Origin of the sequence: Ensifer sp. Root127, from assembly GCF_001425225.1 — a bacterium.
Taxonomy (GTDB): domain Bacteria; phylum Pseudomonadota; class Alphaproteobacteria; order Rhizobiales; family Rhizobiaceae; genus Ensifer; species Ensifer canadensis.
Map to the genome: position 1 here is coordinate 275,895 of NZ_LMDX01000011.1, position 21,153 is coordinate 297,047.

General features: G+C 59.9%; 23 protein-coding genes, 1 tRNA gene and 1 pseudogene. 17 read left to right on the plus strand and 8 right to left on the minus strand.

Annotation, left to right across the window (positions count from 1 at the left end):
• Positions 1-120: 120 nt before the first annotated feature.
• Positions 121-852, minus strand: coding sequence for a rhomboid family intramembrane serine protease (locus tag ASD03_RS14390; RefSeq protein WP_025426722.1), 732 nt, complete (start codon positions 850-852; stop codon positions 121-123).
• A 344-nt stretch (positions 853-1,196) separates the two neighbouring features.
• Between ASD03_RS14390 and ASD03_RS14395 the strand changes: the two genes are divergently transcribed.
• The 6 genes from ASD03_RS14395 to ASD03_RS14420 all read left to right on the plus strand — a co-directional run bounded on the left by ASD03_RS14395 (position 1,197) and on the right by ASD03_RS14420 (position 7,073).
• A complete protein-coding gene (locus tag ASD03_RS14395; protein WP_051509159.1) occupies positions 1,197-1,805 on the plus strand; it encodes a PAS domain-containing protein in 609 nt (202 codons plus the stop codon).
• Positions 1,806-1,911: 106 nt separating this feature from the next.
• Positions 1,912-2,520, plus strand: coding sequence for a PilZ domain-containing protein (locus ASD03_RS14400; protein ID WP_025426720.1), 609 nt, complete (start codon positions 1,912-1,914; stop codon positions 2,518-2,520).
• 837 nt (positions 2,521-3,357) lie between these two features.
• Positions 3,358-3,966, plus strand: a complete 609-nt coding sequence (locus ASD03_RS14405; RefSeq protein WP_025426719.1) for a transglutaminase-like cysteine peptidase — start codon at positions 3,358-3,360, stop codon at positions 3,964-3,966.
• A gap of 325 nt (positions 3,967-4,291) precedes the next feature.
• Positions 4,292-5,026: a hypothetical protein gene (locus tag ASD03_RS14410; RefSeq protein WP_025426718.1), complete on the plus strand. Its 735-nt coding sequence runs from the start codon at positions 4,292-4,294 to the stop codon at positions 5,024-5,026.
• Between the two features lie 184 nt (positions 5,027-5,210).
• Positions 5,211-6,728 (plus strand): D-alanyl-D-alanine carboxypeptidase, encoded by a 1,518-nt coding sequence (locus ASD03_RS14415; RefSeq protein ID WP_057205111.1) that lies wholly within the window; start codon positions 5,211-5,213, stop codon positions 6,726-6,728.
• A gap of 75 nt (positions 6,729-6,803) precedes the next feature.
• A complete protein-coding gene (locus ASD03_RS14420; protein WP_025426716.1) occupies positions 6,804-7,073 on the plus strand; it encodes a hypothetical protein in 270 nt (89 codons plus the stop codon).
• A gap of 250 nt (positions 7,074-7,323) precedes the next feature.
• Here ASD03_RS14420 and ASD03_RS14425 read toward each other — a convergent pair whose 3' ends face one another.
• Both ASD03_RS14425 and ASD03_RS14430 read right to left on the minus strand, forming a co-directional pair.
• Entirely contained in the window at positions 7,324-7,761 is a 438-nt protein-coding gene (locus ASD03_RS14425) for a DUF1489 family protein (protein ID WP_025426715.1), read from the minus strand.
• 77 nt (positions 7,762-7,838) lie between these two features.
• Entirely contained in the window at positions 7,839-9,239 is a 1,401-nt protein-coding gene (locus ASD03_RS14430; protein ID WP_025426714.1) for an L-serine ammonia-lyase, read from the minus strand.
• Between the two features lie 692 nt (positions 9,240-9,931).
• Here ASD03_RS14430 and ASD03_RS14435 point away from each other — a divergent pair.
• The 3 genes from ASD03_RS14435 (at position 9,932) to ASD03_RS14445 (ending at position 12,241) form a co-directional block, all read left to right on the plus strand.
• Positions 9,932-10,624, plus strand: coding sequence for a DUF599 domain-containing protein (locus ASD03_RS14435; protein ID WP_025426713.1), 693 nt, complete (start codon positions 9,932-9,934; stop codon positions 10,622-10,624).
• A 132-nt stretch (positions 10,625-10,756) separates the two neighbouring features.
• Positions 10,757-11,764, plus strand: a complete 1,008-nt coding sequence (locus ASD03_RS14440) for a DUF1624 domain-containing protein (protein WP_057205114.1) — start codon at positions 10,757-10,759, stop codon at positions 11,762-11,764.
• A 3-nt stretch (positions 11,765-11,767) separates the two neighbouring features.
• Entirely contained in the window at positions 11,768-12,241 is a 474-nt protein-coding gene (locus ASD03_RS14445; RefSeq protein WP_025426711.1) for an isoprenylcysteine carboxylmethyltransferase family protein, read from the plus strand.
• A 73-nt stretch (positions 12,242-12,314) separates the two neighbouring features.
• Here the strand turns inward: ASD03_RS14445 and ASD03_RS14450 are convergent, their stop codons facing one another.
• Both ASD03_RS14450 and mgtE read right to left on the minus strand, forming a co-directional pair.
• Complete coding sequence (locus ASD03_RS14450) at positions 12,315-12,701, minus strand: MerR family DNA-binding transcriptional regulator (protein ID WP_025426710.1); 387 nt, start codon at positions 12,699-12,701, stop codon at positions 12,315-12,317.
• Between the two features lie 70 nt (positions 12,702-12,771).
• Positions 12,772-14,193 carry a magnesium transporter gene (gene mgtE, locus ASD03_RS14455; protein ID WP_025426709.1) on the minus strand — a complete coding sequence of 474 codons (1,422 nt, stop codon included), beginning with the start codon at positions 14,191-14,193 and terminating at the stop codon, positions 12,772-12,774.
• 288 nt (positions 14,194-14,481) lie between these two features.
• Here mgtE and ASD03_RS14460 point away from each other — a divergent pair.
• The 4 genes and pseudogenes from ASD03_RS14460 to ASD03_RS14475 form a co-directional block, all read left to right on the plus strand.
• Positions 14,482-14,964, plus strand: a pseudogene (locus ASD03_RS14460) (peptide deformylase); the annotation flags it as partial.
• A 148-nt stretch (positions 14,965-15,112) separates the two neighbouring features.
• Positions 15,113-15,373 carry a hypothetical protein gene (locus ASD03_RS14465; RefSeq protein WP_025426707.1) on the plus strand — a complete coding sequence of 87 codons (261 nt, stop codon included), beginning with the start codon at positions 15,113-15,115 and terminating at the stop codon, positions 15,371-15,373.
• A gap of 160 nt (positions 15,374-15,533) precedes the next feature.
• On the plus strand, positions 15,534-15,896 hold the full coding sequence (locus tag ASD03_RS14470; protein ID WP_025426706.1) for a hypothetical protein: 363 nt from the start codon (positions 15,534-15,536) through the stop codon (positions 15,894-15,896).
• Positions 15,897-16,344: 448 nt separating this feature from the next.
• Positions 16,345-17,115 (plus strand): adenylate/guanylate cyclase domain-containing protein, encoded by a 771-nt coding sequence (locus tag ASD03_RS14475; RefSeq protein WP_025426705.1) that lies wholly within the window; start codon positions 16,345-16,347, stop codon positions 17,113-17,115.
• 97 nt (positions 17,116-17,212) lie between these two features.
• Here the strand turns inward: ASD03_RS14475 and ASD03_RS14480 are convergent, their stop codons facing one another.
• Entirely contained in the window at positions 17,213-17,419 is a 207-nt protein-coding gene (locus ASD03_RS14480) for a hypothetical protein (RefSeq protein ID WP_025426704.1), read from the minus strand.
• Positions 17,420-17,569: 150 nt separating this feature from the next.
• Here ASD03_RS14480 and ASD03_RS14485 point away from each other — a divergent pair, with 150 nt between their 5' ends.
• Positions 17,570-18,127 (plus strand): cation diffusion facilitator family transporter, encoded by a 558-nt coding sequence (locus tag ASD03_RS14485; RefSeq protein ID WP_239637568.1) that lies wholly within the window; start codon positions 17,570-17,572, stop codon positions 18,125-18,127.
• A 137-nt stretch (positions 18,128-18,264) separates the two neighbouring features.
• On the opposite strand, the gene ASD03_RS14490 is transcribed toward ASD03_RS14485, so the two are convergent.
• Positions 18,265-18,349 (minus strand) — tRNA-Leu (locus tag ASD03_RS14490).
• A 194-nt stretch (positions 18,350-18,543) separates the two neighbouring features.
• Between ASD03_RS14490 and lipB the strand changes: the two genes are divergently transcribed.
• The gene (lipB, locus tag ASD03_RS14495) at positions 18,544-19,263 is read left to right on the plus strand and encodes a lipoyl(octanoyl) transferase LipB (RefSeq protein WP_038576894.1); all 720 of its coding nucleotides are present in this window, start codon (positions 18,544-18,546) and stop codon (positions 19,261-19,263) included.
• A gap of 28 nt (positions 19,264-19,291) precedes the next feature.
• Here the strand turns inward: lipB and ASD03_RS14500 are convergent, their stop codons facing one another.
• Positions 19,292-20,236, minus strand: a complete 945-nt coding sequence (locus ASD03_RS14500; protein ID WP_082523756.1) for a DMT family transporter — start codon at positions 20,234-20,236, stop codon at positions 19,292-19,294.
• 250 nt (positions 20,237-20,486) lie between these two features.
• Here ASD03_RS14500 and ASD03_RS14505 point away from each other — a divergent pair, with 250 nt between their 5' ends.
• On the plus strand, positions 20,487-20,885 hold the full coding sequence (locus ASD03_RS14505) for a helix-turn-helix domain-containing protein (protein ID WP_025426701.1): 399 nt from the start codon (positions 20,487-20,489) through the stop codon (positions 20,883-20,885).
• An 80-nt stretch (positions 20,886-20,965) separates the two neighbouring features.
• The coding region (locus ASD03_RS14510) for an alcohol dehydrogenase catalytic domain-containing protein (protein WP_057214231.1) at positions 20,966-21,153 on the plus strand (188 nt) is incomplete at its 3' end.

A 21,153-nucleotide genomic window follows, 5' to 3' on the forward strand; every position in this document is an offset into this window, starting at 1 on the left:
GAGCACCCGGCCTTCACGGGCCGCACCGTCCATGGACAATATCGGCCGTTTCAAATGGTGCGCCAGCGTTCCCGGGAAATCAAGCGTTCTGACAATGATCGCAACAGGATCGGTGCGTTCTCAATCGCGTGGGTCGAACAACGCGAACAGGAGGAAGCCAAAGAGGAAACCGCCGATATGCGCTTCCCACGCCACGCTGTCGGCTCCGCCAGGCGTGAACATGCCGAACCCGACGAGGAAATTCGTCAGGAACCAGATGCCGCTGAAAACGACGACTGAGCGATTGGAGAGCGCCTCGCTGAAGGAAAGCCTGCGATTGAGGTGGGCGAACTGCCGACTGATGCGGCCGCTTGGCGAAAACACGAATCGCGCCGCGCCACCCATGAAACCCGAAACGACCCCCGAGGCGCCGACCACGACGATCATCTCGCCCCAGTGAAATACTGTGTGAAGTGCTACGGCAGCGGCGGCCGAAAGAGCCCAGAAGAGAGCCAGCCGCGCCATGCCGATGCGCCGGGCCACCGGTGCCCCAAAGGCAACCATCCAGAAGATATTGAAGATCAGGTGCTCCCAGCTTCCGTGCAGGAACGAATACGTCACCGGGCTCCAGAGCCACGCAAGGCTCTGCTCGGCAAGCGGATGATCATAGCGCGCTGGAAGGAAGGCGAAGTTCAGGATGATATCCTGGTCGAGACTGCTCGAGAAGACATAGGTGCGAAGCGCATGAATAGCGACGAGGAACAACAGGATGCACGTCAGCCCCGCCGGCAGGTTGAATGCGGGCTCGTGCGTGCGCTGGACGGCGCCTTCCCGCTCCGCCTCCGGTGGCGTCGCTGCCTGATCTCGTTCCATGGCTGCTGCTCTCTTCCGTCCGCATGTCCGTTTCAATCCGACCCAGTCGGCCGGGCAATTGCGCATCGCCGGACAGCGCGCCCAGCCATAAGCAAACAAAAAAAGACCGTCCAGTAAAAACTGAACGGTCGGTGAGCTCCCAATACCCAGAGCTCAAAATCTGTGCCGAAGGCAATCCTTCGTGAAGTGATGTTCATTCAGGTGCCAGCCCGCTGCGGCCGAAGCAATCGAAACCGTTTGTTAACCTTAATTTCCAGGTGGCACGGAATTCGCTCTGTCATCAGGACAACCGGTATGAGCGGTCGAATTTGTGCCGGATCGGCACACAGATCGCGCGAAATGGAATGAACGACATCATGCGCAGCAAGACATCAACGCAGTTGTTCCAGTATTGGAACCTCATTCGTGGCGACCGTGAACTACCGCGTCGCGACGAAATCGAACCGTCGGCCATCCGGACACTCCTGCCTGAGCTCTTCATCCTCGAGAGGGACAGTTTCGCCAGTATAAAATTCCGCCTGGCTGGAACGCATGTCTGCGCCCTCTTCGGCCAGGAACTGCGCGGCCAGCAGTTCGGTACACTCTGGTTCGGGACCCAGGCTGGCAGAACGCTTCAAGTCAGCACGCAGGTGATGGCACGACACGTGCCCGTCATGCTGTCGGCGATTGCACTGACGGAAGACAGGAGAGAATTGGAGATCGAGGCTCTGCTCCTTCCCCTCGCCTCCAACGAAGGTCACAGTGACCGCATTCTCGGTTCTCTCTCACCATTGTCGCGCCCGTACTGGTTGCACGCCGCACCGGTCAGCGGTCTCGATGTTAGGGGCCTCAGAGTGCTCGATCCGGATCGGACGGCGGCGCTCCTAAGGGAACCGGCCATGGACGAGGCATTTTCTCCCGGAATCCGGCAGGTGCAACACTTGCGCGTCTTCGAGGGCGGCCGCGACGCCTGACAAACGCCTGTGCCAAGATCCGCGCAGCCACCAACCGCAGGGCGAACATTCTATTAACCGGACCGCACTATGCTTTGCCTGCCAAGATACGTCATGCAGAGTGATCATGTTCTCGTTCCAGCAAGCTCAAAATACCGGTCCGAAGCCGCACCAGGAAGGCGCATTTCAGCGCGTCTCGGTGAACCTTACCGGGCGACTGATGCTTGCCAACCACGACGAATTCGACTGCACCGCCGTCGACATGTCACCGGGTGACGTGCTTCTGTTATCGCCAGCCCGCCCACGTGCCGGCGAACGCATCATTGCCTACATCGATCACGTCGGCCGGCTCGAAGGCACCGTGTCTCGGCTCGCCGAAAACGCCTTCGTCATCCAGCTCAACGCCACGGAGCGCAAGCGCGAGAAGCTTGCGGCGCAATTGACGTGGATTGCCAACAAGCACGAACTCGGCCTTCCCGAAGATCGTCGCCACGATCGTCTTGCTCCGCGCAAGACGCTGACCGAGCTGACGCTCGATACCGGTGCCAAGTATCCCTGCCGCATCATCGACCTTTCGATGTCCGGCGCCGCGGTGGACATTGAAAACCGCCCCCCGATCGGCACGCAAATCAAGCTCGGCAACATGAAGGGCAAGATTGTCCGTCATTTCCAGGAAGGCGTTGCCATCGAATTCTCGGGCGTCCAGTCCCGCGAAGCCCTGACGGAATTCCTCTAAACCGCGTCGCGGCCTCTACGGCGCCGCGCGTCAACGCGCAAAGGACGCTGCAGCACTTTAAATCTGCTGCATGATTCTCTCCTTGAATCGATTCCGATTTAAGGATTTAAGCAGTCGTATCCGCGGACTGCGCCTCAAACTCTTGTGATGCGCATGACGTTATCGCAAAATCGCTGCGTTCGTTTGCGCGATAGCGCTTTGGGCGATTTCGGCCGCCGCCTCAACGGCATTGCCAGCCCTCAATCGTGACGCTTCGTCCTCGGCGGCATCCGTATGCGGCCGAGCATAATCGGCAACGCCGACGCGGTAGACCGCCCTGGATCGGGGCTATTCCGGCCCAACACTCTCGACGATCGAACCGATGTTTCCGCGCGTCCGTTCCGACCGCGGCGCCTTGTTGCTCCATTTCAGCACAGCCCGTGGCTCCCTTTGCCGATTTTCGGCACAACTTTTTTCAAATAATTTTTCTCCGTATTTTCGCTCGTCGCGTTGATTTCACGTTGAAATCAAGCATTGCGGCCAAACGCAAAGTGGCGAAATTGCCCCTCCCCGACACATCCAGCTGCCGCCATGCACCCGGGCATTGGCACGCTATCCGTCGATATGCGCTCACAAAACCCCACTCTTGCAACCATTTAGATGCTTAACAGATTCCACTTGCGTGCTCGACGGCCGTTCAAGATCGATAAAATTTGAATCAAATTCGACTAAAATATATCTCAAAATCTGTTCTTATTTTATTCTGATACGATTTTCATTTGTACTTTGTTTTACCTCGCATATTCGCCAGCGATAAAAATGTCCGTGCCATTGTCGAACCATAACGGGGAGACAATCATGCTCAAGACAATCACCAAGATGATCGCTGTCGCCGCACTTTTGACCGGCGGCCTGGTCGAAGGCGCAATGGCCCTTCCGGCGAACATGACCGTGACCGGTGCGACCAACCCGCCGATCGGCCACTATGAGTTCTGCAAGATCAATCCGGGCGAATGCCGCTCGAACGGCGCCGATCGCGGCCCGATGGTCCTGACGCGCGAAAGCTGGCAGAAAATTCTCGAGGTCAACTACGACGTCAACCAGGCGGTCACGCCGATGACCGACATGGAAATCCACGGCGTCGAGGAAAAGTGGTCCTACCCGGACAGCGTCGGCGACTGCGAAGACTACGTTTTGCTGAAGCGCCGCAAACTCATCGAAAGCGGCTTCGCCGGCTCTGACCTTTTGATCACTGTCGTCCTTCAGCCGAATGGCGATGGCCACGCGGTCCTGACCGTGCGCACCGATCGCGGCGACTTCATCCTCGACAACATGCGCAACAAAGTGCTGCTGTGGTCGGATACCGAATACACATACCTCAAGCGGCAGTCGACCGAACATGCTGGCCGCTGGGTCAAGCTGCAGGATGGCCGCACGGTCGCAGTCGGCAGCGTCCGCACCCAGTAACCCTCACAGAATGACCGCGGCGTGGTTGGGTGATTTCCCGCGCCGCGATCAGTTATCCGGGCTTCGGTCAGTCCCATCCCCGTTTCAGACCAGGCCCTGGCCGGTTCCGCTGTCCCTCGGAGCCGGCTTTCTTGTTCTCGGCCACCCCAGCGCGCCGAGATCAGGCGCGCACAAGCGGAAGACGCGCCTATTTAATCGAAAATTAACCACCTTCGACCAGCGTCAGGCAAGCCACCCCTGCCAGAGTCCAACTTGCGCTGCCGACCGACCAGCGGCAGCTGAACCGCCACATATCGCGCGGCTACCGCGACGGGACGCCCCATCGATGAGCACCTCTTCCAACGGGAACTCGGAGCCGGAACTCAGCCCGCTCCTTTCGAGGCGCTTCGTCTACAAGATCACCGCGGTCGTTGTCCTGCTTGCCGCGATCACCGCCGCACTTTCCCTGTCGGGGCGTTGGTTCGGGGAAAACCTCGCACTGGCCGGCCACACGTCAAGCCTCGTGCCCTACGATATCTTCATCGGTCAGGATCACCTACGCCTGCCCGCCAACGTCATTCGCTTTGAAAACCAGCGGGCGACGTCGATCGCCGAACGGGTCGACGTTTACGTGACATGGCCAGCGCTCGAGGGGTACAGCGACGACAACCGCAACCTCTTCAATGACGTCAGCCGTCCGGAGGCCCTGATCTTCCTGCAGATCGCGCAGAGCACGATGTCGCGCGACATGTCCGGTCGGCTCGACCCCATCTACACCCAGGTCTTCGAGGGCGCCACAGGCCCTGGCCCCAATGGGTTGACGCGGCACGGCGTCAAGGCGACGTCGAGCTATGCCGGCGAGGCCTTCTTCACAGCTGCGCGTGGAAAGGAGCCACCCTACGTCGTGCGCTGTCTGGAGCCTCGCGCGAACGAGGCCTCCACGAGTGCGGACTGCCAGCGCGATATTCATGCCGGCAAGGATCTCGTCGTCCTTTACCGCTTCTCCCGCAATCTGCTGCCGCAATGGCGCGAAATCGACAATGCTGTGGGTGGCTTCGTGAAAAGCCATCTCGTGCCCTGATTTTGTCCAAGTGGTGTGATGCTGGCTTGTGCGCCGCACCATTGCGCTACACCGGTATCACCTCTGTACAAATGCGTCCGATTCCGGAAACCAATCATTCATCATAAACCGATTGGTAACGCTATGCCGATACTGTCTCAGGAACGGTCGTTCCCGGAGGCGGCGTCCGGACAACACCCATGACATGAGAATGAAGAGCAGCGTAGTGTCCCAATCAGGTTTTCTTGATCTCGCGAAACGCCCGTTCGGCGCCTTTTCAAAGATGGTAGGACGGATCGTCCTTGCGGGCGCCGTCGCATCGGTTGCCTTCGCAGCACCCGCTTTGGCCAACCCGAAGTATTCGGGCATCGTCGTCGACGCGAAAACCGGCAAGGTTCTCTACGGCGAAGATGCCGACGAGTTGCGCTACCCCGCTTCGCTGACCAAGATGATGACGCTTTATCTGGCGTTCGAGGCGCTCGAAGCCGGTCGGATCAGCAAGTCAACGCCTGTTCCCTTCTCCAAGAACGCTTCCGCCGAACCGCCTTCGAAGCTCGGCGTGCGCGCGGGGCAATCGATCACGGTCGAGCAGGCGATCCTGTCGCTCGTCACCCGTTCCGCCAATGACGCCTCGACGGCGCTTGGCGAACTGCTGGGTGGCTCGGAGCAGCGTTTTGCCCGCATGATGACCAACAAGGCGCGTGCGCTCGGCATGACCCGCACCACCTATCGCAACGCCAACGGCCTGCCGAATACCGAACAGCGCACCACGGCCCGCGATCAGGCACGCCTCGGCCTCGCGCTTCGCCAGCATTTTCCACAGTATTACGATTACTTCTCCACGCGCAGCTTCCGCTTCGGCAAGCAGACGATCGGCAACCACAATCGCCTGCTTGGCAATGTGCGTGGCGTCGATGGCATCAAGACAGGCTACACCCGTGCCTCAGGCTTCAACCTGGTGACCTCTGCTCAACTCGAGGGTCGCAGCATCGTCGCCGTCGTCATGGGCGGCACCTCTGGCGCCAGCCGTGACGCCCAGATGCGTCGCCTGGTGGCAAAGTACATGCCGGCGGCATCGCGCCGCGGCGGTGGCAACCTGATCGCTGAAACCGCACCGACGCCGGTTGCGCCTGTCGCCGAAGAGCCTATCGCTGTCGCGCAGGTCGCGGAAACGCCGGTCTCCAGCCCGGTCGCAGCTGCCGCTGGCCTCGACCTGCCGAACACCGGACCGGTTCCGTCCGTGCGCTACAGTGGCGAAAATACCAACAGCGTGCAGATGGCCTATGCCGGCACCAAGCGCGCATCGGACAACCCGGTCCTGTCGCCGAAGATCGTCCCCAATACGCTTGACGCCCAGAGCATCAAGCTGTCGCGTCAGCCGGTTGCCGCAGGCATGGTCGACGGTCAGATCACCAACTCCGTTCCCAAGCGCGAGCCGGTCGCAGCCGAAGCCGAGCCGCAGGCTGTACCGCAGCCCCAGGGTTGGGTCATCCAGATCGGTGCGACGCCGGACAAGGAACAGGCCATGACCCTGCTCGGCAACGCCAAGGACAAGGGTGGCAAGGCGCTCAGCAAGGCAACGCCCTTTACGGTCGCCTTCAGCAATGGCGGTGCTCAGCTCTACCGCGCTCGTTTTGGCGGGTTCGACGACCAGAATGCAGCGGTAAACGCATGCAAGACGTTGAAGAAGAAAGGCATTTCCTGCTGGGCTGCCCAGCAGTAGACGGCATTTAGTTTCGGTGGCCGATCTGTTAGTCCGACCACCCTCCTCGGTTTTGTAAAGCGTACGAGGTTAGTTATGGCAATGAACGAGAATGTTCCGGGTGTCACTCCCTTGCCCGGGCGACGGGCGAAACCGTCGCGCATCAATCTGCATCCGCTGCATGAGGCAGCGATGCGCATTGCCGATCTCGGTCTGAACCGCCCGAAGGCGAAGACCAAGGATCTGGTAGGCATGCTCTTGACCCATGGTGCACGCGCCTGGCGCTCGACACAGCCACGCGCCGGCATCCATCTTCACGTGACGGCACCCGGTCGTCGCCACCCGCTGAAGATGCGCATCCTTTGAATAGACTGAGATTGAAAGGCGGCTTCGGCCGCCTTTTTCGTCTGGCCACAGCGCCGCGCGTCTTATTAGACGCGCAAAGGTCGCTGCAGCGCTTTGAATTGCTGCATGTTTTTATCCTTAAATCGAATAGGATTTAAGGAAACATGCAGTTGAGCGCTCCGTCCTAAACGGAGCCATTGAAGCGTTCTATTTCTTTGGTTCTTCGCGTTTCCTGGCGGAAAACCGCTTCGCACTCTTCCTGGAAAGGCTCTTAGAGCAGACCGAGTTCGGCAAGCTCGCGCCGGAGCTCGAGAGGCATTTCGGCCCCATCGCCCGAAAGCGACGCCAGATCTCGAGGCGCTTCGTTAGCCTTGAGATAGCGCCAGCCCTGGAAGGCCCGACGCGGCTGCAGCTCCGTTTCAACGACTTCGGGTCCGAGCAGCAGATTGCAGCGACCGATCCCCTCACCGTCCGTAAAGGTTTCGATACCGATCAGCGGTTGGCGCGCCTGAACCTGACCCTTGATGACCCAATAGAGCGAGCCGCCTTCCAGCAGCTCGTCCATGCGTTTCGGCACCATTCGGGTGGTGTGGTATGAATGCGGTTCAAGGCCGGCGGCAATCGCAGCCAGGGCCTTGCGCGAAACCCATTCGCGCAGATCATCGATCGATTCCGCTCCGACGCAGAGCTTTATGAGATGCAGAGACATGGCTGTTTTTGAACACCCGTCCGGCCGTCACGGTCAAGCGAATTGCGCAGCGTCATCCACAATCGTTCGTGCGCCGCTCAACATTCGACGACATTGACCGCCAGGCCGCCGGTGGACGTTTCCTTGTATTTCTCGTTCATGTCGACGCCGGTCTGGCGCATGGTTTCGATGCAGGCATCGAGCGGCACGAAATGCTGACCATCGCCCTTGAGCGCCAGCGACGCTGCAGTAACGGCCTTGACGGCGCCGAGTGCGTTTCGTTCGATGCAAGGCACCTGTACCAGGCCGGCGACCGGATCGCAGGTCATGCCGAGATGATGTTCGAGCGCGATCTCGGCGGCGTTTTCGATCTGCTCCGGAGAACCGCCCATGACAGCAGCAAGGCCCGCTGCCGCCATGGCCGAGGCCGAACCGACCTCGCCCTGACAGCCGACTTCGGCGCCTGAAATGGAGGCGTTGTGTTTGATGATACCGCCGATGGCAGCTGCCGTCAGCAGATAGTCGCGAACGCCGTCCTGATCGGCATCGTCGTGGAAATGCATGTAATAGCGGATGGTCGCCGGAACGACGCCGGCGGCACCGTTCGTCGGCGACGTCACAACGCGGCCGCCGGCGGCGTTTTCTTCGTTCACCGCCATGGCGTAGACGCTCAACCAGTCGTTGGCGAGCAGCGGGTTGATCTTGTTGGAGCGCCACTCTTCCTGCAGCTTGTCGTGAATGGAGCGGGCGCGCCGGCGCACCTTGAGACCACCGGGCATGATGCCGTCCTGGCTAAGGCCGCGGTCGATGCAGCTGCTCATTGCGCCCCAGATGCGGTCGAGCCCCTCATTCAGTTCCTGCGGCGACATGGTGGTTTCTTCGTTTGCCCGCTTCATCTGCGCGATGGTCATGCCGGAGCGGGCGGCCATGTCGAGCATTTCCTGGGCAGTGCTGAAGGGGAACGGGACCTTGACGCCAGCAGGCTTGTTCTTGGAAGCGCGCATCGCTTCGAGTTCCGTATCGGTCACGACGAAACCGCCACCGATCGAATAGTAGATGCGCTTGAGCAGAAGGCGGCCGTCCTTGTCGAAGGCCGAAAAGGACATGCCGTTGGCGTGGCCTGGCAAGGGCACCTTCTTGTCGAAGATCAGATCGGTCTTCGGCTGAAATTCGTAAGATGGATGGCCCGGCGGCGTTATGCGCCCGGTGCGCTCGACGTCGTCGATCAGTGCATCCATGCGGTCGGGGTCGACGCGATCGGGACGCTCGCCGACAAGCCCGAGCACAACCGCCCTGCCCGAACCATGGCCGATGCCGGTGTGGGCAAGCGAGCCGTGCAGGCTGACCTTGATGGCGGCGACGGAGGCATGCGACGGACGCGGCCATTCGTCGGACAGGATGAGTTCGAGAAAGCGATTGGCGGCCGACATCGGGCCCATCGTATGCGAACTCGAAGGACCAATGCCGATCTTGAAGACGTCGAAGACGGAAAGAAACATGAATTGCCTGCCCGGAGCCTGAACATATGCCGCCGGCCCATCGCCGGATGCGGTCATATGCATGATTGCACAGTCGATACAAACTCGATCCCTCCTCAGGACCGAAGCAATACCGTCACCCTTAGATATAGGATCAAACTCTAAGCCATCCTATCCCTGTCGATCAGGCGATCAACCGACATAAGTTCCCGTTGGTGCGACATTGCGCCGACGATTCGGTCCGCAGCCGCCCGAACCCGCGATACGACTGCCCGGAATCAAAACAGCGCGGCTTCCGGGAAGCCGCGCTGTCAATCAGAGGACTTTTGGGTATCAAAGGCCGCCGAAAAGATAAGCAAGAACAAGAACGCCAGCGAAACCGGCTACGGCGCGAGCAGTCACGCCCCAGCAAGACTTCTGTATTGTATTGTCCATGATGTCTCCGAAAAACTCTCAACGGCTGCGGGCCACACATCAAGGGCCCGTGCATGGCGCAATCCATACTGAAGAAAGTGTAAAGACGCAACGGTGAAATATGGCGAAAAGGTGACAGGGGCGCATCCGCACTCCGGTCAACACAGCAAACGTTGGGGTTCGCGCATTTTTGCGGGAAGAAATTCCGCCGCAATTTCATCACACTAGTTGATGCAGCGCCGATTCTCCACAGGCGCGCCCACCTTGCAATTTCCAAAAGCCATGCCAAAAACACGTGTATGACCTTCGAAGATTACATAGCACTTACCGTGTTCATCCTGCTGTGGGCCGGCTTCAGCTGGGCAACAGACGGTACCCGTGGCTTCAAACGCATCAGTCTCACGCGGCTGATGAACGAGCATCGTGGCCGGTGGATTCGCAATTCGCTCAACCGAGACCTGAAAATGATCGACACCCAGATCATCGCCGGGCTGCAGGCGGGCACCGCCTTCTTCGCTTCGACAACAATCTTTGCGCTCGGCGGCTGCTTCGCTCTCTTGGGCGCGACCGAGCAGGTGCAGATGATCTTCGCCGACATGCCCTATGTCTTCCACGGGGGCCGAACGGCCTTCGAGCTGAAGGTCGCCGGGCTCACCTGCCTCTTCGGCTATTCCTTCTTCAAGTTCGGCTGGTCCTATCGCCTGTTCAACTACTGCTCGATCCTCATGGGCGGCATACCGATGACGGCGGACATGATACGCGACCGGCACGCCGCCGAGATCGCGGCCGAACGCGCGGTGCGCATGAACGTGCTCGCCGCAAAGCACTTCAATGCCGGTCTCAGGGCGATCTTCCTGTCGATCGGCTATCTCGGCTGGTTCATCAGCCCCTACGCCTTCGTCGGCCTGACAATCTTCGTCATTTTCGTTCTGACCCGCCGGCAGTTCTTCTCGGAGGCGCGCGCGGCCCTGTTGGAAGACGCCGCCCGCTAACTGCTCGCGCCACGCGTCTCGGATATCTCAGGACGGGAATCCAGCCGTATATTCCATTTCCAAGCAATCAAAGCCGGTCTGGCGCAAGCCTGACCTGCCAATCTCATTGGCGCCAACAGGATGGCGAACACCATGTCCGATAGCAACATGACCTCAACCGCTGAACCGCAACCAACGACGAGCGCCCATCGCCGGCTCGTCTTTATCGATGTGCTGCGCGGCCTGGCACTGGTGGCCATGGCGCTTTACCATTTCGTCTGGGATCTGGAATTCTTTGGCTATGTCGCGGCTGGGACCGCCGGTACCGGCGGGTGGAAGATTTTTGCGCGCCTGATCGCCAGCAGCTTCCTGTTTCTGGCGGGCTACAGCCTCGTGCTCGGGCAACGGCCGAGGATACGTTTCGATGCCTTCATGCGTCGTTTTGCCAAGATTGCCGGCGCGGCCGCGGTTATCAGCATTGCGACCTGGTTCGCCTTCCCCAACACCTTCATATTTTTCGGGATCCTCCATTCGATTGCCGCGGCGAGCCTCGTCGGCCTTCTCTTCCTGCCGCTTCCGGCAATCGTTTCGTTCGTGGCTGCAGCCGCCGCCTTTGCCGCTCCGCTCTATCTCCGCTCTGCGATCTTCGACGCACCCTATCTCTGGTGGGTCGGCCTTTCCGAAACGATTCCGCGCTCGAACGACTACGTGCCGCTGCTGCCGTGGCTCGCACCGTTCCTCCTCGGTCTCGGCACCGCAAAGCTTGTGCATGCACGCCTGATGGCATGGCTTGCCAAGCGCCCGGTGAACGACGGAAAGAGACGGCTGTGGACGAAAGCGCTGATCTTCGGGGGGCGTCACAGTCTGGCCATATACCTCCTCCACCAGCCGCTGCTCATCGGATTGGTCTATCTCTTCTCACTGGTCTCGCCGCCGACACTGCCGGATCCCAAGCAGGCCTACCGCACCAACTGCGTCGAGGCCTGCGGCCGTGGCAATCCGGCCGTGCCTTGTGACGCCTTTTGCGGATGTACGCTCGACCGTCTGGTGGAACAGAACCTGTTCGACGACCTGAACAGGGGAAAGATCAACGTGAACACGGATGAACGCATTGCGCGAATCGCCGGCCAGTGCACAATGGACGTGCAATCAGGGGACTAGGACATGAATGCCTATCGTGCCAAGCCGCTGAGTTTCCCATGGCCGGCCCTGCTCTACGGGACCGCCACCCTCGCAGCCTTGCTGCTTGCACGATATTCGCCCATCCCGGTGGTTCATGGCCACGGCTGGGTGCCTTGGATTTCGGGCGCCATCCTTGTCGCGACAGCAATCTGGCTCGATCTCTGGGCCGTCAAGACGCTGCTGGATCGCCACACCGCCGTACTTCCGCAGCGGTGCGCCACGTGCCTTGTCACCTACGGACCGTTCCGCTTCACGCGCAATCCGATCTATCTCGGCTACACGCTGATGATGATCGGCTTTGGCCTGATCACACTCAATCCTTGGTTCTTCATCATGGCGATTGCGGCGGTGATGTTGACCACGATCTTCGCCATTCGCAACGAGGAGCGGCATCTGCTTTCGCGCTTCGGCTTCGAGTTCGAGCGCTACTGCCGGCATACGAGCCGCTGGATCTGATCGGCTGCTTATAGACAATAAAAAAGGCGGCCAAAGCCACCTTTTTAATCTTCATGCGCTGAATGGTACCCAATCAGGTGCCGACGCCGATCTCGGCGAGACGCGTCAGACATGCCTCCTCGACATTGTCTAGTTCGGTGAGCGTGTCCTCGATATCCTTGCGCTTCTGCCGGAGCTCTTCGCGCTTCGCCTCGACGCGGCTCATCAACAACTGCAGCTGACCAAGTTCGCCGGGCGGGTCCTTATAGACCTGAATGATCTCGCGGATCTCGGCGATCGTGAAACCGATGCGCCGACCCCGGAGAATCTCCTGTATCAACCGGCGATCCGCGGGGCGGAACATGCGGGTCCGTCCGCGACGCTCCGGATGAATGAGGCCCTCGTCCTCATAGAACCTCAGCGTTCGGGTCGAAATGCCGAATTCCCGCGTCAATTCGGTAATGCTATAGTACTTATTCACGCTGCCATTCCATGATTTCTTGACCATCACTATCGTTGACCTTGACGTAAAAGTCAAACAACCGGCAACGTCACGTGACGTGAAACCACCAGGTGGCGATACCGAGAAAACTGGAGAAGCCGGTGATATCGGTAATAGCCGTCACGAAGACGGCGGAGGAGACCGCCGGATCGGCGCCAAAGCGTTCCAAAAGGAGCGGAACCATGATGCCGGCAAGGGCCGCGGCCATCATGTTGATGAGCATCGCCGTGGCGATAATGCCGCCGATATTCGGATCCTGGAACCAGAGGCCGGCCAGAAGGCCGATCAGCGTGCCGAAGATCATGCCGTTCAAGAGACCCACCCCCGCTTCGCGCCGGATGATTCGTGGCGCGTTGTGAATGTCGAGGCCGCGGGTCGCAAGCGCGCGCACCGTCACGGTCATCGTCTGCGAGCCGGCATTGCCACCCATGCCCGCGACGATCGGCATGAGGATGGCAAGCGCCACGATCTGCTGGATCGTCGCATCGAAAAGGCCGATGACAGAGGCGGAGATACAGGCCGTCATCGAATTGATGAACAGCCACGGGACGCGTGAGCGGGAAGCGTCGGCGACCGAGTCCGACAACTCCTCATCGCCGACGCCGCTCAGACGCAGCAAGTCTTCCTCCGCCTCCTCCTGGATGACGTCGACGACATCGTCGATGGTCAAAACCCCGACGAGCCGGCCGTTGTCGTCCACCACAGCAGCCGAAAGAAGGTCGTATTGCTCGAAGAGCTGCGCCGCCTCTTCCTGATCCATCTCCGCTGGAATGGCATGGCTGGTATCGCGCATGATGGCGTCGACCTTGATCGAGCGCTTGGAGCGCAGAACCTTGTCTAGATCAACGGCACCCAGGAGCTTGAAGGTCGGATCGATGACGAAGATCTGCGTGAAACTTTCCGGAAGGTCCGCGTCCTCGCGCATATAGTCGATCGTCTGGCCGATGGTCCAGAACGGTGGCACCGCGACGAACTCCGTCTGCATGCGCCGGCCGGCTGTGCTCTCGGGATAATCAAGCGAACGACGCAAGCGAACGCGCTCGGTAAAGGGCAGCTTCGCCAGGATCTCGTCCTGGTCCTCTTGATCGAGATCCTCGAGAATGTAGACGGCATCATCCGAATCCATCTCGCCAAGCGCCTCGGCGATCTGCTCGTTGGGCAGATGCTCGACGATGTCGAGGCGAATGGCCTCGTCGACTTCGGTCAGCGACGAAAGATCGAAGTCCTTGCCAAGCAGCGAGACGAGCGCCAGGCGCTGTTCCGGCTGGATCGCCTCGAGCAGGTCGCCCATTTCGGACGAGTGCAGGCCGGCGACGTGTTGGCGGAGATAGATCGTGTCGCGGTCGGCAATCGCCGCGCCGACATGCATCAGGAAGTCGGAGCGCACCGAACCGTCTTCGGCATAGATGTCCGCCCCATCATAGGCGGGGATTTCTTCGGAATCGCGGTCGTCGTCGCCGGTATTGCTCATGAGCGCGCCCTCGAAACGATTGCCAACTTTCCAGCCCGCCAAGCGCGGTTCTGGAAAGGGTACATCACTGCCGGTTTTGCCGCCCAGATCTTCCTCTCAGAATTGGGCCTTACAGCCCTGCTAGCGCAAAGCCTTGCCGAGGTCCACATCGCAGACGCGGACGTCGCCACTGCGGCAACAGATTTATTCAAGCTGTTGCAAAGACATGGGAAACGCTCGTGCGCACGCGCAGTCGACATCGACGGGGCGATCGGATAGCACTATGCGGCCGCAGCCGAGGAGCTTCAGATGGCGATCCACCCCATCCTTCGTTTTCCAGATTCGTTGCTGAGCCGGGAAGCAAAGACCGTCGAAGAGTTCGACGCCGCCTTGCGTGCGCTTGCGGACGACCTCCTCGACACGATGCGCGCGGCACCGGGGATCGGTATCACCGCGCCGCACATAGGCATCCTGCAGCGATTGACAGTGATCGAACTCGACCGCGAAAGTGGTGTGCGTATCTTCGTCAATCCCGAGATCGTCTCGCACTCGACCAACATGGTCAAACATGCCGAAGGCAGCGTTTCGATGCCGGGAATTTCCGAAGACGTCGAGCGCCCCGGGATGGTGCGCGTTCGGTACCAGACACTCGACGGTACGCCTGTCGAGGAAGACGCTGACGGCCTGATGGCGGTCTGTCTCCAGCACGAGATCGACCAGCTCGACGGCATTTTCTTGATCCAGCGCCTGTCGCGACTGAAGCGGGAGCGCGCCGTCAAGAAGTTCGAGAAACCACAAGCGAGTTGGCGCGAAACTGACCTGGCGAGCGCCGTCCACCGAGGAGATCGAGCAGACTGCAGTATATCAATCGAACCCGAGCTTTTCGTCCCAGGACCAAATGTCTAGTGTCAAACACAGGTTTTCAATCAAGGATCAGCCTATGAGACCGACGCATGTCGCAATCCTCGCCCTTCTCGCTCTGGCGGGATGCAACACCGCCCCCCCCAACCTCGAGCCGTTACCGGGCAGCCTCACCTACGGCGAGACAGGTCCAATGCGAAAGACGCAGGCGGCGCCGGGTACGATGATTCAGAACCGCTTCTTGCACCAGGGCACCATGGTCTACGAAACCTACGAAGTTCAACCCGATCACAGCTACAAGCTCGTGCGTCGCAGTGTCGCCGACACCTGGTCGAACTGAACATCACGTTTCATGCTGAAATGACATATGAAGCCGGGCCGCCAATTCGTTGGCGTTCCGGCTTCTCTTATCCCTGGCCAATGACCGGGCGATTTGCCTCAAGACGGAACATTGTTGTTCTATGCCCGTTGTTTACGATGACAACAACGGAGGTCATCCGATGAGCAAATATCTGGATGAGCGAGGCGATCCTATCTCAGCAACACATGATCCCGACCGGGAGGACTTTACGGCGCGCGAAAGCCGTCAGGGTCCGCTGGGTGTGCGTGTTCTGGCAATCCTCGGTGCTGGCCTGTTTCTGGCGCTGCTTGTGTGGGGAGGCACCGAAATCTGGAGCGAAAACAGCGATAGCGAACGGACCACGGCAGTCGACCAGATCCAACCGCAACCATCACCGGAGCACACCGGCAGCATCGACAACAAGCAGGGCCGGATACCGGCACCGACGAATACCGCGCCGACCGCAGGTTCAAGCACCGGCGACGAAACACAACAAGTTTCGCCCGACGGCACGGTTAAATGACAGCAGCTGCCGGTTCGGGCTTTCGCCGAGTAACGAAGGTGCCGCAAAGAGCGCCTATCCTCGAAAGAGAAGCTCGAAGACCGGTTGAAGCGCGATAGGCGAAAGCTTGGGGAAGCTGGACAATGAACAATCCAGCTTTCGAGGAGCGGAGCGCGCGCCAAGCATCTCCGCCGGTCACCCCTTGCGCGGATCGCAAAGCGCAAGCGTAACCGCGACTTCCGTTATTCCCCCCTCGCAATTCCCTCCCTCGCACTTTTCGGGTTACCAGCGAAGTCGGATGTTCTGGCGGGCGGCAGTCGGCTGACACTGCAGGGTGAGACGCGCAGCAGAATACGCCGCGCCTTTATTGTCGCCCGATCCAAACCACGAGTTGCCAAAAGCAACTGAATATTAGAAGTTTATTAACGCGCGACCAAAAGGTTTCTGCGGCCTGACGAGATTGCAGGGCATGACGACTGCCTCTTCCCCCGAGCCTGCCCATCACAGCAACGCCAACATATGCCGGGGCTGCTGGGATCAGATGCGCGTACCTATCCCGATCCGCGGCCCGCTTGCCCTTCCCTTCCGCGCATTCGGCATCACCCGAAGCAAGATGAATCCAAACATCTGCACGATCTGCGAACGCTCCTTCCGTTACGTCAAGAAGCAACGCCACATAACCACCCGCGCTACCATCCTGTTTGCAGATATGCGGGGGTTCACGCATCTGTCGGAGCGGATCGAAGCGCTTGAGCTGAGCGAAATTGTCAGCCTTTTCCAGGATCGCTGCGCGCAGGCGGTTTGGGCGCATGACGGCATCGTCAACAAGCAGATGGGCGACGGCCTGATGGCGATCTTCAACTTCCCGATCGAGATAAAGGATCATGCTCGTGCTGCGATCAAGGCGGCGATGGATATACAGCGACATCACGCAGCCCTGGACGGCTCGAACCTGGTCCTCGAAGGCACCCTTGGTCATACGCTCGGCGTTGGTGTCGGCATCCATACCGGCGATGTCGAGATTGGCGAATTCTCAAGCTTCCGCAGCGATTTCACCGCAATCGGCGGCACCGTCAATCAGGCTGCAAGGCTCGAATCCCAGGCCGGTGCCGGCGAGATCCTGGTATCAGCGGAGACGGCCGCCCAAGCGCCGGACTTCATCGATGGCTCCGAGACCCGTCTGCTTTCGCTGAAGGGCATCGAGCACCCGGTGCAGGCGAACGTACTCAAGACAAGGTGACTATAGACGGTCGGCTAAGCCGTTTCTCACTGTTGGCGCAACCAGCCAATTTTCTGCCGAATCGCTGCCGCAAGCTCCGGCGGCCGCTCGCCGTCGATCAAGCCTTCCACATCTTCACCCAAATGCGCCTTGCCTGTCGAAGGGAGCGCTCCATCTGACCTTCCGCACCGGTACCGATCTCGCGTTGCGCCAGACGCACCAGCAAGCGGTTCGCGATCAGCCGGACGACGGTGATCAGAGCACCTCCGTCTAAGGCGACCGGTGCGCAGCCGGCATTGCTGGCTGCGTTGGCAGAGGCTTCCATGAGCAGTGCATATCTCGAAACCTAACGCTCAGGATAGCAATCTATTGCTGGCAAGTGCGTCAAAATTGTCGATGGTGTATTTCGGTAGCTCTGAAGGAAACCCTTAGTGGATGAAGGAAACCCTTAGTGGATAACAATTTACGCCGCGTCGTGCTCATCGTCGCCTTATTGAACCTAGGCTACTTCGGGGTTGAATTCTTCGTTGCGCTTGCCATCGGCTCCGTTTCCCTCTTGGCCGATAGTGTCGACTTTCTCGAAGACACGTCCGTGAACATCCTGATCTTCTTTGCGCTCACCTGGACAGCGCGGAGCCGTGCACGTGTCGGTATGGCGATGGCATTCATTCTTCTGGTCCCCGCGCTGGCCTTCTTATGGACGGCTTGGGCGAAGTTCATGGATCCAATCCCGCCTGAGCCCTTTGCACTATCCCTGACTGGCTTTGGCGCTCTCCTGATCAACCTGTTCTGTGCATACCTTCTCGCCGCGTACCGCCATGGAAGCGGCAGCCTCACGCGGGCGGCATTCCTGTCTGCCCGCAATGACGCCTTTGCCAATGTCGCCATCATCGGCGCGGGCCTGGCGACGGCTTACCTGTGGCAGTCGGCTTGGCCGGATTTAATTGTTGGGCTGGGGATCGCACTGATGAACCTGGATGCAGCGCGGGAAGTCTGGGAAGCTGCGCGCGAGGAACACGACGCCGTGGCGTAATTCGTACGAATTGAAGCCGGAAACTCGCGCTTGGTGCAATGGAACGAACAGATGTCCCACGCATGGTCCCGACGTGGGACACCGTTGCGCTAAGTATAGGGATAAAAACAAAAAAACCTGCCGAAGCAGGTTTTCTTTGGTGCGGTCGAGAAGACTCGAACTTCCACGGGTTGCCCCACAGCGACCTCAACGCTGCGCGTCTACCAATTCCGCCACGACCGCATCGTGGTAGGTGCCGAATTGCTCCGGCGGGGCTGCATGTAGCAAAAGCCTCTGGGGTGCACAAGGGCATGACGACAGAAATTTGACGGGAAAAGAAACTATTTCAACAGCCTCCCCGCGAAGCCCTGCAAACGCTGGACTCTTGTCGCGCGCCGTCCCATGTACAGGGGATCAAAACAGGAATGCAGACGGAAATGCAGCGCGAAAATCTGAGCCAGGACATGTTCGCCCCCCCGGAATCACCCCCGGTTCGCTGGCGGATCGCCCATCACCTCGTCGATTATCCACAGGCGGTTGAAACGATGGAGCGCGAAGCGGCCGCCATTGCCGCCGGCACCGCCGACGAGCTCGTCTGGCTGGTGGAACACCCGCCGCTCTATACCGCAGGCACCAGCGCCGACGCGGCAGACCTCGTGATGCCCGATCGGTTCCCAGTGTTTGCGACCGGCCGCGGCGGTGAATACACCTATCACGGCCCTGGCCAGCGGGTGGTCTATGTCATGCTGGATCTCAAGCGTCGGCGACAGGACGTGCGGGCGTTCGTCGCCGCGCTGGAAAGCGTTGTCATCTCGACGCTTGGTTCGATGAACGTCAAAGGCGAACGCCGAGAGGATCGCGTCGGCGTCTGGGTTCGCCGTCCGGAGAAACCGTCACTTCCGGACGGGTCTACGGCTGAAGACAAGATCGCGGCGATCGGCATTCGCCTGCGCCGCTGGGTGAGCTTTCACGGTTTCTCGCTCAACGTCGATCCGGATCTCGACCATTTCGGCGGCATCGTGCCCTGCGGCATCCGCGGCTACGGCGTCACCAGCCTCGTCGATCTCGGCCTGCCGGTGATGGTGCCGGATGTGGACATGCGCCTGCGCGAAGCCTTCGAAACGGTCTTCGGCCCGACCCGCAACGACCAAGCCTGAATTTGGGACTATTAGGAAGAGGGATGTTTCAGGGCGCTTCGATGAAGCGATCCCTGGCCCGTCGTTCGCGCCAGATCATGAAAAGTCCTGACACGACGATGATCGCAATCCCCAGCCATTTCGAGACCGATGGAAAATCTCCGAAGATGAGATAGCCAAGCGCTGTCGCGGTGACGATCTCGAAATAGGCAAACGGCGCCAGCAGGGAAACGGGTGCCGCCTGGAAGGCCTTGACCACCAGGAGGTGGCCATAGCCCGAAAGCGAGCCGAGGATGACGACGAGCGCCCAGCCGAGCGCGGTCTTTGGCAGAGACGGCTCGAAGTCCGCGACACCCATTTGATCGCCGATCGCAATCACCCCCACCATGAACAGCGTTCCGCCGATACCGGCAATCGTCTGCATCGTCAGCGGGCTGTCGGCCGTTCCGACGGCCCGGTTCAGCAGGAGATAACAGGCAAAGACCGAGGCACAGGCGACCGGCAGCAACGATGTTGCGCCGAAGACGGCGAAGCTGGGCTGAATGACGATCATTGCACCGGCAAAACCTACGGCAATTGCCAGCCAGCGGCGCCAGTCGACCTTCTCGCGCAGGATCAGCGCGGACAGGCAGGTCAGGATGAACGGCTCGACGAAATAGATCGCGAACACATCGGCGAGCGGCATGTATTTCACCGAAATGAAGAAGAACAAGGCCGCCGCCGCCAGAAGAACGCCGCGCAGCAGGTTGAGCCAGAGCCTTTTCGGGCGCAGCGCCCGCAGACCACCAACGGTAATGAGCAAGGGCAGCGTGGCGACAAGCTGGAAGAAGAATCGATAGAACGTCACCTGTGCCGGCGCCATGCCCTCGACGACAGCCATGTACTTGGCGATCACATCCATGCCTGGCAGGATGATCATGGCAAAGAGCATGATGGCGACGCCCTGCATTACCGTGTTCTGGGGATTGGCTGCTGTCGATGCAGACGCGGTCATGGGCTTGTTCCGATTGGGCTGCGCCACTTTAGAACGTTCGCAGCACTTTTCAACGCATACGGGTACGACACGGTAAGACATGTTTCATGGTCGGAGCCGCTTTTGACCGTGTTTTTGCCGCTGCGGGGTGGTCCCTGACGGGCCGAATGCCTATAAGCTCATTTCATCTTCCGCCCCGGAGGAGAAGCGCTCTTACTTCTCTGATCAGAAACCGGGACCTTTGAACGTGACCGTGGCAAAGGAGATATCCATGCGCTTGTCCACCGAAACGATGATTGCTCGCCTGCGCGACACCGGCGACGGAGATACGTTGGGCGGGCGCATCTGGCGCGCGCGCGACGCGGCCAACCTCTCGACCAAGGACCTTGCCGATCAGCTCGGCGTCAGAGTGGAAACGGTTGCCGCCTGGGAGCGCGACCGTGCGGAGCCGCGCACCACCCGCCTGTTCATGCTCGCCGGCGTGCTCGGTGTTACGCCCGCCTGGCTGATCGCCGGCATGGGCCGCGCGCCGGATGATGAGACGAAGACCGTTTCGAGCGAGAGCCTTCGAGAGCAGCTGGCTCTCGTCAAGAAATTGCACGAACAGACTGGCAGGGCCATTGCCGCTCTTGAGATAGAGCTCAATCGCGTTCAACAGACTATTCGTTAGTTCATTGCCGATTCCAACGGGCGACATTGGCCGTTCTGTCGATGCCACCCGAAATCATTGTTAGTTCAAGGAGAAAATAGATGGATGTACGCGCCGCCGTCGCCGTTCAGGCCGGCAAGCCGCTGGAAGTGATGACCGTTCAGCTCGAAGGCCCGCGGGCCGGCGAGGTTCTGATCGAGGTCAAGGCGACCGGCATCTGCCACACCGACGATTTCACGCTTTCCGGCGCCGACCCCGAAGGTCTGTTCCCGGCGATCCTCGGCCATGA